This is a genomic window from Paenibacillus sp. FW126-R14, from assembly GCF_058789495.1.
The window spans coordinates 45,329-60,257 of the sequence record NZ_JBYTBS010000001.1 but is presented as its reverse complement, the minus strand read 5'-3'; the positions used below and the strand labels follow the sequence as shown (position 1 = coordinate 60,257).

The 14,929-nt window shown below is 42.9% G+C and carries 14 protein-coding genes; all 14 read right to left on the bottom strand.

Features of this window, described 5'->3' with window-relative positions; all coding sequences use genetic code 11:
• Nucleotides 1-41: 41 nt before the first annotated feature.
• Nucleotides 42-515 carry a helix-turn-helix domain-containing protein gene (locus AC3WRW_RS00220; RefSeq protein WP_492543832.1) on the bottom strand — a complete coding sequence of 158 codons (474 nt, stop codon included), beginning with the start codon at nt 513-515 and terminating at the stop codon, nt 42-44.
• 108 nt (nt 516-623) lie between these two features.
• Entirely contained in the window at nt 624-938 is a 315-nt protein-coding gene (locus tag AC3WRW_RS00215; protein ID WP_492543830.1) for an AraC family ligand binding domain-containing protein, read from the bottom strand.
• Between the two features lie 101 nt (nt 939-1,039).
• On the bottom strand, nt 1,040-1,969 hold the full coding sequence (gene rbsK / locus AC3WRW_RS00210; RefSeq protein WP_492543828.1) for a ribokinase: 930 nt from the start codon (nt 1,967-1,969) through the stop codon (nt 1,040-1,042).
• A 28-nt stretch (nt 1,970-1,997) separates the two neighbouring features.
• Entirely contained in the window at nt 1,998-3,398 is a 1,401-nt protein-coding gene (locus tag AC3WRW_RS00205; protein ID WP_492543827.1) for an ADP-ribosylglycohydrolase family protein, read from the bottom strand.
• Nucleotides 3,399-3,418: 20 nt separating this feature from the next.
• A complete protein-coding gene (locus tag AC3WRW_RS00200; protein WP_492543825.1) occupies nt 3,419-4,303 on the bottom strand; it encodes a carbohydrate ABC transporter permease in 885 nt (294 codons plus the stop codon).
• Between the two features lie 26 nt (nt 4,304-4,329).
• Nucleotides 4,330-5,220: an ABC transporter permease gene (locus tag AC3WRW_RS00195; RefSeq protein ID WP_492543823.1), complete on the bottom strand. Its 891-nt coding sequence runs from the start codon at nt 5,218-5,220 to the stop codon at nt 4,330-4,332.
• 71 nt (nt 5,221-5,291) lie between these two features.
• A complete protein-coding gene (locus AC3WRW_RS00190; protein ID WP_492543821.1) occupies nt 5,292-6,986 on the bottom strand; it encodes an extracellular solute-binding protein in 1,695 nt (564 codons plus the stop codon).
• 158 nt (nt 6,987-7,144) lie between these two features.
• Nucleotides 7,145-8,557, bottom strand: coding sequence for a response regulator transcription factor (locus AC3WRW_RS00185; RefSeq protein ID WP_492543819.1), 1,413 nt, complete (start codon nt 8,555-8,557; stop codon nt 7,145-7,147).
• Nucleotides 8,550-10,238 (bottom strand): sensor histidine kinase, encoded by a 1,689-nt coding sequence (locus AC3WRW_RS00180; protein WP_492543817.1) that lies wholly within the window; start codon nt 10,236-10,238, stop codon nt 8,550-8,552. Before AC3WRW_RS00180 ends, AC3WRW_RS00185 begins: the two co-directional genes overlap by 8 nt.
• A gap of 409 nt (nt 10,239-10,647) precedes the next feature.
• Nucleotides 10,648-11,325 (bottom strand): ABC transporter ATP-binding protein, encoded by a 678-nt coding sequence (locus tag AC3WRW_RS00175; protein WP_492543815.1) that lies wholly within the window; start codon nt 11,323-11,325, stop codon nt 10,648-10,650.
• Entirely contained in the window at nt 11,322-12,446 is a 1,125-nt protein-coding gene (locus AC3WRW_RS00170; RefSeq protein WP_492543813.1) for an ABC transporter permease, read from the bottom strand. Before AC3WRW_RS00170 ends, AC3WRW_RS00175 begins: the two co-directional genes overlap by 4 nt.
• A gap of 122 nt (nt 12,447-12,568) precedes the next feature.
• A complete protein-coding gene (locus AC3WRW_RS00165; RefSeq protein ID WP_492543811.1) occupies nt 12,569-13,405 on the bottom strand; it encodes a YitT family protein in 837 nt (278 codons plus the stop codon).
• Between the two features lie 175 nt (nt 13,406-13,580).
• Nucleotides 13,581-14,129: a TlpA family protein disulfide reductase gene (locus AC3WRW_RS00160; RefSeq protein WP_492543809.1), complete on the bottom strand. Its 549-nt coding sequence runs from the start codon at nt 14,127-14,129 to the stop codon at nt 13,581-13,583.
• A gap of 13 nt (nt 14,130-14,142) precedes the next feature.
• Entirely contained in the window at nt 14,143-14,838 is a 696-nt protein-coding gene (locus AC3WRW_RS00155; protein ID WP_492543807.1) for a cytochrome c biogenesis CcdA family protein, read from the bottom strand.
• Between the last annotated feature and the right edge of the window lie 91 nt (nt 14,839-14,929).

The window sequence follows — 14,929 nt, the reverse complement described above, 5'->3', positions numbered from 1 at the left end:
GCGATCTCCACAAATCCCTATAAACTACTTAAAATATAATCCTAAACAGGTGAAATTTCTTCACTAAATACTTCATCCGATTCCCAAAAAGGGCTATTTATTCTCATCGCCGCTTTCCTGTAATCCCCAGGGGACATCCCTACAATTTTTTGAAATGCATGGTAAAACGGGTTGTGACTCTGAAAGCCTGATTGATAACATATATCCACAATGGACAAATTTGTATTCAACAGTAATCTCCTTGCTTCATTCACACGTAGGTGGAGCAGATACTCCTTAAACCCCTCTCCCATAATCTCTTTAAATAAGTGACGTACCCGCGAAGGGCTGAGGTCAAGTTTCCTAGCGACATCTGAGAGTTCTAGAGGTTCTCTAAAATTTTCATGCATGTAGGTTAATACAGGCGCTAATTTGTAATAAAGCGCAAAGACCAGGTTAAATTCCCCCGTCGATATATGACTCTTGAAATGTCTAGAAAGCAGAACACAAATTTGCAGAATATAACTACGAATCATGCCATGGTACGCCGTTCTTTTCTTTTCCATCTCCTCGTTTACAGCTAAAATAATTTGTCCGATTTCTTTGGCTGTCTCTAATTCGGAAGATATTTGATTAATAAATTTTCATGGACTATAGAAGAATGGAATTAATAGCTCTTTTTCAATTTCAAGGAGCTCTTTTTTAAAAAAGACAAAGATGTAATGGCTCGGATTTTCAGGATCAGACTGAGCAATGTGCCGTTCCATATGATTGACGATAAACACATCGCCGGGATTTACGCTAAATTTTTTATCTCCAAAGTAAAACCAACCTTTGCCGGAAAGACAATATCCAATTTCAAATGAAGTATGCCAATGGAATGTTTCTAGTAACGAATTGGGCGTCCATTTGATTATGCCTACAGGTATGCCTTCTTCTAGCTTATTGAAAACTTCCATAAATGCGCCCCTTCCACGGTACTTGTAGCTTTAGATGAGTACTATTGACTACGGTAAATAAACCGTCAGATCCTTCTGACGGTTCATTTGGCGACATCTGGTTACTTCTTTGAATTTCCAGTTGTTAAGAAAGTCTCAATCTCCGATTTATTTGGAATGCCATTTAGGGCGCCTTTTCGTGTAATTTTTATTGCAGCAGCAGCAGAGGCAAAACGCAAAGTCTCTTCCGAAATACCCTTCGAACCTGTCGATGCAGCCAAAACTCCTACGAAGGTATCCCCGGCCGCCGTCGTATCAACTGCCTGTACGTCGAAGGATGGAACATGTATAACATTACAGCTGCTATCGGTAAACATTGATCCTTTGTCTCCTAACGTCAGCACGACATTCCTTACTCCTCCGTTTATTAATTTTACTGATGCCTGCACGGCTCCGTAATCATTAGAGATGGGGATTCCGGTTACAGACTCGGCTTCAGTTTCATTGAGAATTAACACATCAATGAAATGAAGTACATCTGACGGTATTTGTAATGCCGGGGCGGGATTAAAGTAAACGCTGATGCCTCGTTTATAGGACTCTTCCATCACATATCTCGTAGTCTCCCAATTTATTTCATTTTGAAGCATCACAATATCAGCAGCATCAAATGCATCAAGAGAATCTTGTATATCCTTTACTGTTAACAAGCCGTTAGCTCCCTCAGAAAGAATAATATGATTTTCTCCTGACGCCTCTACTGTAATTGATGCTACTCCCGTATTTTCATCTTTATGAACAATATAATCTGACTGGACACCGCATTCAGAAATCGCGGACAATAACTGTGAGGCGAAGGGATCATTGCCAACAGCGCCGATGAAGATAACCTGAGCTCCAGCTTGAGCTGCTGCTACAGCCTGATTCGCTCCCTTTCCTCCAGGATGAAAGTCAGTCTTTACACTTTTAATCGTTTCACCTGGGAGAGGCCGTCTCCAAACATGATTTACGATATCCATATTCATACTACCTACTACAATGATTTTTACCACATGCTTACACCTCATTGATAAAGTCAATTCAAAGGCAGGAATCCATGTTCTCTCTCACATAGAGTTCGCTCGGTTGAATGCGATGTTGGCCGATGTGCAGCAGCTCCGGCAAACGCCCCATTCGCTCAGCCAAACGGGAAAGCTTTTGCTCATTAAAATAAGATAACCCCGTATAAATTCGGTCCTGAAATGGCTCAAGCCATCTGGTTTCCAAGCTGCCAGAACCAAAATAAGCCCCGAGAAGAGAACCGGCTGTTGCACCAAAGCTGTCCGTATCGTTGCCTTGCATCACCTGCTTGCAAATCCCATCTCCGACGTTTTCAGCAAATCGAAATGTATTTATTAAGGTGCCTATTTCCTGATAAACCTGACAATGACGATAACTCGCATACTTATGGTTAATGCTCTGATAGGCTGTCAGCCAGTTGTCTGCATGCGCGACTATCTGCAGGCAATCCTGAGTAATCTCGTAGAACCGGCTCCGTCTAGGTACGAATTGCAGTGCAGTACGGATTATTTCTAGCGGATCGCGCAGCACCTGTGCGACAGCAATCGCAGCAGCTATGAACATCGTGGCGTAGACACCGGTCCGGCGGTGCGTAAAGCTTGCATCCCGCCAAGCCAGCTCAGCAGCAAGAGCCGGTTGGCCAGGGCAGGCATAGCCGTAAGCGTCTGCACGAATCGCTGCACCGCACAGCTCTGTATCCTGAACCATGAAATCAGGCCAACCCTCGATTTCAGAATGATGAAATATGTCCCTGTCATACTCCAAATAGCTTATCCCCGATCGAATCAGGATAGCCCTCTCTGGCCCCCAGGTTGTGCTTATCGGAATATGATTAATCCATAAGTCTCTTATATTTCTTTTCGTAAAACCAGCGCCAAATTGCTCTAGCACCATCATTCCCATCAAGGTGTAATTGATATCGTCGTCAGGCGCCACGTAATGCATTCGCCCCCGGGTCGTCTCATACCAGGACCAATGACGACGATTTAATGCATGGAGAACTTCTTCAGAAATATAATCATAGAGCGGCCATTCCCCTACGGAGGTTAGCGCTTGACGCAATTCTGAGAGGCTGGGGTTTACCTCAATTGGCTTGCCCAACATGGAGCCGCAGACTGAAGCCAGGAATGCCGCCTCTACCCTCTTGGAGCTGTCCTTCAGATTCAGGGTTCCGACTTGACCGAGAGGTCGAGTCGGATCGCATTCCCGCCATATCTCCTCTAAATCATCGGGCTCATAGTAAGACCAATTGTCCCTCATTGGAATAGCAGCCAAGCTGTAAGCGAATTCCACATAGGCATCATAGCTTGCTGGAAGCATTTCCAGTTTGGCCAAGTACCCGGAGGTTTGATGTCCCTGCTCAAATTTATTGCGCAAAATTCCTTCTAATTGACGTTTCAGATATGGAAGTGATGGTAGCATGCCGTAACTCCTTTATATGATTACTCCTTAACAGATCCTAACGTGATCCCATGGATAAAAAATCTTTGTAAAAACGGATAAATGACTAAAACGGGAATCATCGCAATAAAGATTTTGGCTGCGTTCAATGTCTGGTTGGAAAGCTCACTCATCTTTTGAATTTGTTCTGCTGTCATGGTTTGTGCATCAATGATAACAACCAATTGTTGAATATAGGTTTGCAGCGGATAATGATCGGCGCTGGACATCAGCACAAGACCGTTAAAAAACTCATTCCAATGATAGACTATGCTGAATAAAGTAACCGTAGCAAGCACCGGAACAGCCAGTGGAACATAAATCTTTACAAGCATGTACCATGGACCCGCTCCATCTACTAACGCCGCTTCTTCTAGCTCCTTAGGCAGATTGCGAAAATAGTTAATGACGAGAATCACACTAAAAACCGGAACGCTGTTGCCTAACACGAGTGCCCAAATATTGTTGATTAAACCAAATGATTTAACCGTTTGATACCAAGGAATCAAGCCGCCGTTAAATAGCATAGTAAAAATCAAAATCCACATGAGTACATTTCGAAAAGGCAAATCCTTTGCATTTTTGGATAACGGATATCCCATGAGAACGATGATGACAAAATTAAGACTAGATCCTAATACGACACGCTGTATTGAAATCCAAAAAGAATTAAAAAATTTGCTGTCGCCCATAATTTCTTTATATGAATTAAAATTAAACCCTACCGGCCATAATCCAACCTGACCCGAGGAAGCTGCTGCATTCTCACTTAACGAAATCACAAGCGTGTACCATAAAGGGAGCACGCACAAAAGCGCAGTGCCAACCAGAAGCACTACAAGCAAAGCATCAAATGCTTTGGAGCCGAATGTTTTTTCTACAATCATTGTCATGCTCCTTATATTAAACATGGTTAAAAAATACGATAATTTGCAAACTTCGCAGCCAGGAAATAGGAAGCTGTGATCAGAGTAAAACTGATAACCGATTTTAACAGTCCCACCGCAGTTGCCAAACCATACTGTAAATTCAATAAACCGGTGCGATATACCCAGGTGTCAATAATATCACCGCTTGAATAAACAAGAGGATTATACAGGTTAAATATTTGGTCGAATCCAGCATTCAACACATTGCCAAGACTAAGCACAGAGAGCAAAATAACCGTTGTACGAATTCCAGGCAGCGTGATATTCAACATCTGCTGCAAACGCGATGCGCCATCAATCGCAGCCGCTTCATACAAAGAGGGATTGATTCCCGTCAATGCGGCCAAAAAAATAATCGTATTGAATCCAAATTCCTTCCAAACATCGCTTCCAACAACAATGAAGGGAAACCAATCCGCCCTGCCAAAAAATAAAGTTGGGCTTATCCCAAACACAGACAAGATCCCGTTAACCGGTCCTTTGTAAGACAAGATATCCAAAAGAATGCCCGAAAGAATGACCCAAGATAAAAAATGGGGCAAATAAACAATCGTCTGAATCCATCTTTTTAAAATTGTGACGCGTAATTCATTCAACATCAGGGCAAAGGCGAGCGGCACAATCATATTGGCGATAATTTTCATTACAGCAATAAAAATCGTGTTAATAAAAATCGTTTTACTGTCATTAAGCGCAAACATATACTTGAAATTTTCCAATCCGATCCATTCGGAGTGAAACATGCCTAAGCCGGGATTAAAGTCCTGAAAAGCGATAACGATTCCAAACATAGGAACGATACTGAACAGAGTCAACCAAATAAATCCAGGGAGGAGCATGAGATAGTAATGCTTGGCATAACCCTTAGTTATCATTCTGTAAATCACTTCCATTCTCGCTTAGTAAGAGAAAGGCATCAGATTTCGCTGACGCCTTTAGGGGAAATTTACGGTTTTGCAACCTCGTCTATTTCTGCAAGAATTTGATCTCCGCCTTGTTTCTTCCAATCTAATACAAACTGATCGAAGGCATCTAAAGGGGCGGCACCCATGATAATTTTGAGGAATGTTTCCTTTTCCAATTTATCCAGTGCAGCCCATCGGCTTTCCATGGTTTTAGTCTGCGAATAGGTTAAGCTATAGGTTTTTTTATAAGGTTTTTGCAGAGGTGAGATGCCGACGAAGGTAGAATACATTCGTTTCCATACACCCAAATCCGCATTCGGGTTCCAATACTGAATATCATTATTGTCGTAAGGCTCCAATTTAACTTTTTTTACGTTTTCAGCGTCAGCTTTCAATAGGTTATATCCGGGAAGATCCAGGTCTTCCGGCTTCTTAGTGCCCTCTAAAACCTCTTTCAACATTTTATAGGTAACATCCATGACATCCATCGAGGCAAAGACCAGACGTAGTGGATAATTGCTAATCGCAACATTCACATCGAATTTCGATTCATCTCGATATAACAGGTTTTGCATTTGAATCGCCGCTTCAGGATGCTCATAACCTTTCCGAACAACGAGATATTGGTTCGATGGGTTGCCCATATGCGGAGTAAATTCGCCATTCACATCCAGTGGTGCGGCATAGGCCTGCCAGTTTGCCTTTGGATTATTCTTGATCGCATCTGCTAACGGACCATACCCACCTGACCACCATACGCCAAAATAAATGCCTGAGGTTCCATTCTTGATGGACTCCTGTGCATCCTTGCGAATGCTCATTTCCTTATCGATTAAACCTTTGGCATAGAAATCGCGCAGCTTGGAAAGCGCTTGTTTCGTTTCAGGCTGAATGGAGCCGTACGCTGCTTTACCATTAGAACCCTTTAACCAATATCCCGGATAAGAATGGAATGAAGCAAAAATGGGATCAAACCCATAGTTGTTGCTGTTGGGATTAATGAAATCCGCATTGAGCTTTCCGCCCAGCTGCGGACCTGCTATGCCGATTGTGTCTGCCTTCCCGTTTCCGTCGGGATCCTGCTCAACGAAGGCTTTTGCCACTTTTTCCAACTCATCCATCGTCTTTGGAGGCTGCAGGCCTAGCTTATCTAACCAATCCTTGCGAATCCACATGTAATGCACCATATCTGCTTCCGGTGTTACGTTCGGCAAAGCATACATTTTCCCATCCACAGTAACTGATTTGAGTGCAAGCCCATTCGTTGTTTCAATAATGCCTTTAATGGTTGGCGAAGCATATTTATTATAAACCTCGGTTAAATCCTCAAGCTGGCCGCTTTTTACCATTTGTCTGAACTGCGTCTCCTTCACAATTAACGCATCAGGCAAGTCGTTACTGGCAATGGATAAATTCACCTTTTGTTCGTAATCTTTTCCTCCGGCGGCCTGCCAAACAATCTTCGTATCAATGTTCAAGTTTTCTTTCACATAACGGGTATACTGGTTGTTCTCGGGAGAATCGCCGGCTGGTAAACTTTTATCCGACGCATCGACTTCTTTTCCAATTCTAAGCGTGATTGGTTTCTCGGATTTTCCAAACGGATCCGTAGCTTTCTGCACGGCATCCGTTGAAGACTTCGGCGATTCTTTGGAAGAGCTTGAATTACTGCATGCGGGTAATACAATAATCATGCCTGCAAGTAAAATCTGAATGCCTTTTATAGCTTTGCTCATGTGCGCCCCTTCTTTCTCTTTTCAATTAGTCCACATGTAAAGGGTATCACACAAAGTCTTCTAGCTAGGATAGGCGACGGTTGCCTGTTTAGAGAGCCAAATGACCGACGATTAACACGGCATTGCATCTTTTTTTTCAGCAATCAACTTTTGCCCCCCTATGTATCGGACATTTCTCTACCTGTCCCCCGTGTTTGCCGATATTTGCTCGGAAGCATGTCCGTTTGCTCACGAAAGGTGCGGCTGAAATACTTTTCATCCATATACCCAACGTTCTCTGCAATCCAAAGTATTGTTTTGTTGGTATGGAGCAGAAACATCTTTGCTTTTTCGATACGAACCTGACGTAAATAGTCACTAAAATTCATACCGACAATTTCTTTAAAGCATTGACTGAAGTAGCTTCGACTCATATTGACTCTTCTGGCAATGTTTACCGCTGTAATCTGTTGATCCATCTCTTCATGAGCTATATACACAGCTCTAACAATGCTCTCCATAACCTCTTGCGAAAAAGTAGGTTTATTCATAGCGTTACGCATCATATTCCTTGTGTTTTTAAACCATTCGTCGACTTGATACCAGAAATCAAATGAATCCAGCAGTTCAATTTTCACTAAGCTCACAGGATAAAATAAAAGATTCCACTTATCGATTAATGCATACAGCAGCCCGAAAAGCTTCGCCTGAGGCAACCGCATCATCTTTAAAGCTGCGATATGCTGCTCAAATAAGCTGTCCTGATAAATCCATTCGTAAGACGACCATTGCTCTTTGAGATGATTTATCCTTTGTTCAGACGGTGCTTGCTTGAGACAGCCCCATTCTTGCAGCACGATCGACCTTACACTAGCATCTAAATCATAATCGTAAAAGAAATCCTTCTCTCTATATTCTCTTAACCATCGATGCACATCTTTATGGGGCCTGCCGTAGAGACCGAATAGATTTATCAAGGCCCATCCCGATTTCGTGCTGACCTCTTGTGTAAGCCCTTCCAACCATAATTCGCCAGACGGCTCCGCTGGTTGTGTGCAAAGCCAAAGATTCACGTCCACTTCAATCATGAATGGATTCGCGTTTTCACACCATGCCTCTACCCAATTATCTCCATCAGCATGATGTAATGAGAGCAATGCGCAGCCTCGATCACTTGTATAAATCTCATTTAAATCCAGAGCTCGTTTTTGTTCTTGGGCAATCCGGTTGCAGATCCTTTCGAGCACTTCCTCAAAGCGCTCCTTTTCAAGTTGAACCTTAGCAATGTAATCAATCGCGCCTAATCTCAGCACCTCTTGGATGTATTCAAAATCCTGATGGAGCGTCAATACAACAATGTGGATAGGAGAGAACTTTTTACGAACCCTCTTTATTAATTCAATGCCCGACATAACAGGCATTTCAAGGTCAGTGAGCAATAAATCAACTGCATTAGATTCTAGAAATTCCATTGCCTTCTCGCCATTACTTGCTTCCCCGACAACCTCCATATTGAAATTGTGCCATGGCATGGCCGAGATAAGACCTTTACGAACTAATTTGTCATCATCAACGATCATCACTTTAATCATGGTTTGGTTCCACCTCCGAGAGCGGCAGGCTCAACAAAATGCTCGTTCCTTTCCCTACGGCACTATGAATTTCCACCTTAGCCCGCTCACCATATTGCGAATCAATGATACGCTTCACATAATTCATCCCGATGCCCATACCGACCTTCCTGTTTTCAACTTCTGAGTTATTTAATAAATTTTGTATGATTTCTTCTGACATCCCTGAGCCGTTATCATGAATCGAAATATTAAGCGATTGTGTTAATTTCACTTCAACGCGGATGAAGCCATCATCGCTTAAGCCATGATAAAGCGAGTTTTCCACGAGCGGTTGAAGGATGAACCGCGGAACCGGCATTTTCAATACCTCATCATCCACATGAATTTGCACATCAAATTGAAAATCATAACGAATTTGCTGCAAAATAAGGTATTGCCTCAATGCCTCGATTTCCTCCTGCATTGTTGAAGCTTGTCCCAGCTTGCCTAAATTATAATGCAGCAGTTTATTTAAAGACGTTACAAGACGATCAATTTCGTTCTGCCCGTTCATGACAGCCAGCCAATGCACCGTATCCAACGTATTCATCAAGAAATGAGGATTGATTTGATAAAGCAATTTCTCGACCTCAAGATCAACTCTTCGCTTTTCTTTCTGTTCCACTTCCGCAAACAAATCCCAAATTTGTTCTTTCATTTGTCGAAATTGATCCAAGAGGTAATCAAATTCCGGTATTCTTGTTTTTGCGATACCAGATTGAATTCGGTTTTGCGCCATCAGCTTAATCTCTTTATTGAAGCCATTTAAAGGTCGATACACCATTTTCCATAATAACCAAGCCAAAAACAGACTCATTCCCAAAAAAACTAACGAAAACAGCAGAATTTGAACGAACCATCGATTCATCTCTTTGTTATAATCTGCTTTAGGAATCACGGAGACAACGCTCCAGCCTTGATTGCTCTCTTGCCTAAACCAGTAAAACCCATTATGTGTGCCTGAAGATTTTCCGTTTTCGAAGCCAGGGAATTCCGTATCCATTGCAAATGTATTCGGCAATTCGCTGTAGGCAATTCTCCCGTCATTGTCAAGGAATAGATGCGAGTTTTTAACTCCGGTTTGATCATTGTTCAGGATGCTTTGTGTCAAATGGAACCCTGTTTCTATGTAAACATAAACATCATCCCGATTCGGCAGCTCTACTTTTCTTAAAGCAGACAGCACATATTGATTATCGAATGCATTGTTGCTTACATGCGGACCATAATAGGAAATTCCAGAGTATTGGGCAAGCAATGGCAATTGTTCCGGAGAGAAGCTATTCTTGACTCCCGAATTTTCAAGATCATAGGAATGATCATTCTGGAAATAATAGAGGGTTAATCCAATGCTAGGATTCGTGAAAGTAATGAGGCTTAATTCATCCTTCAAATTGCTTTTCATTTTGACGCGTTCGTATGGTTGACTATCTGTACTCGATAACAATTGATCTAATTTCTTGCCTACGCTACCTTCAAATGCAAGCTGTTGGGATACATGGTTCAAATTACTGATGGTGCCCTCTAACGAGAGTTCAACTTGCTTTAAATTGCTTTGTATGCCGCTTTGAATTTTATTTGTAAGAATGGAGTAGATCGTATAGTAAGAAATCACACCGATGCTAATAAACGGAATCAACGAGCTAAATAAGAAGATCATAATAATCCTCTTTTTTAAAGTCAGGTAATCATAAAGGAGTGATTTAACATTTCTGCTCATAGTGAAAAGTATATAGACACACGCTCCCCGTAATATATTTTCTAAATCTCGATGAGTTGGAACACCCGCTGTATTACCATAGGCTAGCCTTCTAACCAAAATAACACAGTACCCTTATTTTCAACAATAACAGATTGCGTGGAACACGGATGTTTGAATGAGCGGAGCTTATACGAAGAAAAGCAAAAGGCGCTATGGTTTCAAACCAAAGCACCTTCTGCTTTTTACCCTTGGACCATAATAACTTCCGCGCTAAAAGCCGATCCCTCTATTCTATCAAATCGTTCTCTCAAAATTCTAACAAAACAATGAATACGGTCTAAAAATCAGCACAGTCCCTCTGACGAAATTAATGATGAATGAGTTTCCCGTTTTCCAAGAACAACACTCGATCACAAAGCGACAAAACCCGGTCATCATGCGTAACCATAACCGCGCTCTTTCGCTGAGACTTGACTTGCTTCGCGATCATACTTACTACATCCAGCCCTCGCGATGCGTCTAAGCTTGCTGTTGGTTCATCTGCGAAAAGGACAGCCGGGTCATTCATTAAGGCTCTTGCGATAGCGACCCGTTGACGCTCCCCTCCGGAAAGCTTCTCCGGATATGCGGTTCCGCGATGAGCCAATCCTAAATTTTCCAGCAGCTCTTTTGTTCGTTTCGCTGCCTTTGCTTTGTCCATTCCAGCAAGTTTGGCTACCAGCATCAGTTGTTCTTCTACTTTCAAGTAGGGGATTAAGTTGGCGCTTTGAAAAATAAAGCCTATTTTGCGAAGTCGCAATTCAGAAAGTGCTTGCTTGCCTTTGCCGTCGATAGATTCTCCATCGAGTAGAACCTGGCCGTTTGTTGGTTCAAGAAGCGCTCCTGCTATGGACAGAAATGTACTTTTGCCCGAGCCTGAAGGACCCATTACTGCAACCAGTTCACCTTCGGCCACCTCAAGGTTTAGGTTATCCAGAATCGTCCTTTCGATACCGCCATCTTCAAAAGTCCGAGTAATCCCCTGTAATACGAGTCTGTTTCTCATGCCGCTGTCCTCCCAATCGCATCCAATGCGTCAATTTTGGCTACCTTCCACACCGAAAACAGCGAACCGGCAAGAGACATCGTTACAAAAGAGATGCAGGTTAGCGCCAATGTAGAGAAACTTAATTGAAATGGCATAGAACTTGGCAATACGGCTTCCATCAGTTGTACCAGCAGGACGCTAATGACCAAACTGCCGACCGATAAGACGAAAACCTGCATCGTCACACTCCTGGCTAAATAGGCAGTGCGTGTACCGATAGCTTTCAAAATACCAAATTGACTCGTTTTCTGAATCGTAATCACATAAAAAAATACGGCCAGTACAAAGGCTGAAATAACAAACAAGAATACAATCATCATCATCAGAGAGCCTTGCTCTTCTTTATAGCCAGGAATCGCTGATACTGCCTCAGATTTCGTTATAACTTCTGTATTAGGCAGCGCGGCCTGAAGCTCCTTCACTTTTTCGTTCGAGTTTTTGATAGCAATCGCATTGTAGACTTGACTATCTGCTGATGCTGCTCCTGGACGAGCAAGTGTCTGCTTCTGAAGATTAAGCCAATCCTGCTTATTTAGGAACACAGCCGGGGTATGGCTGAAGGACTCGTTTTTCACAAATCCGTCTACCGTCCATTTTGTTCCCGAAGCTTGATCTGTAAGGATTGTTCCGATTTTGACGCCAGAATCAGACAGTTTTTGATCAACGAGAACATGTCCTTTCAGCTGATCCGAGAGAGGCGAACCTTCTGTTACGATTGGCGCCAGCCAGCCACCAAGATTAACCGCGAGCAGAGTAACATCGATTTTCTCCGTTCCATCAGATGGAACTACAGTTGTCATTTTCACACCAAGCGGCTCTGCATTCTCTTTTCCTACGATTAAGCCAGCCTTTTCAAGCTGATTCAGATCGACCTGGGACCTGGTGAAGCGGTGATTAGAATCCTGTTCCAAGACAAAATGAGTTGCAGCCATATTCTTAACAGAAGCCGCGTTATCATAGGCAAGCCCTTGTGCAAGACCAGTGATAAACAAAACCAGAAATGCAACAAGAACCATAATTGTGGCAATTAACGCATACCGAGCCTTAGCAAACCTCATTTCTCGAATAGCCAGATACATTTTGCTTACCTCCTTCGTAATGTCTAAAGTATAGGAAGCCAAAATGAACGGCATATGAACAACGTTTTACATTTGAAGCTTCGCCACCTGTGCTGGCTAACAGTAACCCATTTAGGGAATACTTACTTTGACATATCGACAAATCCTTTTCCGAACACATCACGCACGTCATGAATCGCTATAAATGCATGTTTATCGTTGGCTTTAACAATTTTTTTGAGCAGACTGACTTCCTGTTTGCTGACAACGATATAAAGAATCTCTCTTGGCATTTTTGTATAATATCCATGACCATAGAAGACGGTAACCCCTCTGTCCATCCGTACATTAACTTGCTCGGCAATTTTATGCTGCGCTTCAGAAATAATCGTAACAGCCTTTTTAGGATTAACCCCTTCAATGATAAAATCCATAACCTTCGTTCCTACGTACAGCATCACAATAGTAAGCATTAAACTTTGAGGCCCAATAATAAAATAAGAAGACCCGGCAACAATCAAATCGAAGAACAAGAGTGAGTAGCTGATGTTCCAATCCAAATACTTGCTTGCTATTCTGGCTAATATCGTAGAACCCGCCGTAGTGCCTCCGACCCGAATAATCAAACCTAAGCCTACACCGGCGAAGACCCCTCCAAATATCGCATTTACCATCAGTTCATTTGAAGAAATGCGCCATCCCTCTGTTATATATAGAAAAAAAGAGTTGAACAGCACGGCAATAATCGTATAGAGAATCGTCGTCTTATCCAAAAACTTATAACCTACCGCCAGTAATATAGCATTCAAAATAAAATTCACGAGTCCGGGAGACCATTGGAAAAGATAGTATAGAATAATGGTAATGCCCGTAACCCCGCCTTCGCCAAACTTATTAGGAATAACAAAGAGATTTACAGCCAATGCAAACATCATAGAACCTGCCATAAGAAAAAGAATATCCATACTTTTCTGCTTCATTGCATACCCACCTCTAGATCAACGTTAATTATGAATGCGCACATTTGCACATAAAGACGAAGCCACTCCTTCATTGGAGTGGTTTCTTAGACAACACGTATGCGGTTGCTCTATCTTATTATTACATAATTTCGCCTTTTCTTCACATACAAGTCGGATGGGTGTCCTAAGCATTTTACTCTAAAAGTTCCTTGATGACCGTTTGCATTTGCTCTTCGTTCATGGCTCCGACTCGCTTGTGTACGATATTACCTTCCTTGTCTAGGAACAAGGAAACCGGGATAGAGCGAATCTCATAGGCACGCGTGACGCTCTTATCAGAGTCCAGAAGGACTTGGAAAGGATACTGATTATCCGTCATGTATGTCTTAGCTGTCTCTTGCTTCTCGCCAACGTTCACCGTCAGCATGACGATGTTCTGCCCCTTATATTGGTCATAGATTTTCTTCATGTCGGGCATTTCTTTCTTGCACCATTTACACCAAGTCGCCCAAAAATTCAAGTAGACATTCTTGCCTCGCAAATCTTGCAGGGAAATTGGGTTGCCGTCCAGATCTTCTAGTCTAAAATCCACAGCCTTCTCCAGCTTAACACTACCTGTCTCAGGCAAAGTTGAAGATGAGGGCTCCTTAGAATCTTCGTTCAAACTATATGTATGTGTGACGACAATCGCCGTCACGATTAATAGCGCCGCCACGCTCCATATAAGTAGGATTTTCTTCATACAATATTCTCCTTTACGAGCCGAACAATCTGGCCGAACCGATAACGGCCTCCAGCTTATTCGTGAATACGAGTACCCCCATAATCATCATAACAATGCCGCTTGCGACCGATATGCCGTAGAAATACTCCGCTGCTTTTTTGAAGAAACGGCTTAAGTTCTCGACTAGCAGTGCGGATAAAAATAACGGCACCGCGAGCCCCAACGAATACGCCGCAAGCAATTCAACGCCCTTGTCGATCGTCTTCATGCTGCTTGCGTAAATCAAAATAGAGGATAAAACCGGCCCGATGCACGGTGTCCAGCCTGCCGCAAAAGCCATCCCCAGCATGACCGAGCCGACGGCGCCTCCTGTTCGCTTGCCGGGAGAAAACCTTTTCTCCTGATAGAGAAACTTGATCTTCATGATGCCGGTCATATGAAGACCGAATAATACGATTAAAGCGCCGCCGATCTGCGCGACCAGCTTCACATGTGAAGACAACAAACGGCTAACGGTGCTTACAGAAATCCCCATGAGAATAAAGACGATCGAAAAGCCTGCAATAAACAAGGCTGCTTTCCAAAGCAGCTTTCTTTTGGCTTGGCCGGTCCGGATCTCCGCAACGGACGATCCGATCAGATAGCTTAAATAGACCGGAACAAGAGGCAGAAGGCATGGAGTAAAGAAAGAAAGCAAACCCGCTGAAAATGCCAACAATAAATCCAAATGAGCTCTCTCCTCGTCATCACAATCTCGTTAAACGAGAAAATGGGAGCCGACTGGCCTCCCATTTTCATCCCCTTAAAGCTTTGCGTCA

Coding starts and splice junctions, on each gene's coding strand:
- AC3WRW_RS00220 (WP_492543832.1), bottom strand. CDS start 515: ATGATTCGTAGTTATATTCTGCAAATTTGTGTTCTGCTTTCTAGACAT.
- AC3WRW_RS00215 (WP_492543830.1), bottom strand. CDS start 938: ATGGAAGTTTTCAATAAGCTAGAAGAAGGCATACCTGTAGGCATAATC.
- AC3WRW_RS00205 (WP_492543827.1), bottom strand. CDS start 3,398: ATGCTACCATCACTTCCATATCTGAAACGTCAATTAGAAGGAATTTTG.
- AC3WRW_RS00200 (WP_492543825.1), bottom strand. CDS start 4,303: ATGATTGTAGAAAAAACATTCGGCTCCAAAGCATTTGATGCTTTGCTT.
- AC3WRW_RS00195 (WP_492543823.1), bottom strand. CDS start 5,220: ATGATAACTAAGGGTTATGCCAAGCATTACTATCTCATGCTCCTCCCT.
- AC3WRW_RS00190 (WP_492543821.1), bottom strand. CDS start 6,986: ATGAGCAAAGCTATAAAAGGCATTCAGATTTTACTTGCAGGCATGATT.
- AC3WRW_RS00185 (WP_492543819.1), bottom strand. CDS start 8,557: ATGATTAAAGTGATGATCGTTGATGATGACAAATTAGTTCGTAAAGGT.
- AC3WRW_RS00180 (WP_492543817.1), bottom strand. CDS start 10,238: ATGATCTTCTTATTTAGCTCGTTGATTCCGTTTATTAGCATCGGTGTG.
- AC3WRW_RS00175 (WP_492543815.1), bottom strand. CDS start 11,325: ATGAGAAACAGACTCGTATTACAGGGGATTACTCGGACTTTTGAAGAT.
- AC3WRW_RS00170 (WP_492543813.1), bottom strand. CDS start 12,446: ATGTATCTGGCTATTCGAGAAATGAGGTTTGCTAAGGCTCGGTATGCG.
- AC3WRW_RS00165 (WP_492543811.1), bottom strand. CDS start 13,405: ATGAAGCAGAAAAGTATGGATATTCTTTTTCTTATGGCAGGTTCTATG.
- AC3WRW_RS00160 (WP_492543809.1), bottom strand. CDS start 14,129: ATGAAGAAAATCCTACTTATATGGAGCGTGGCGGCGCTATTAATCGTG.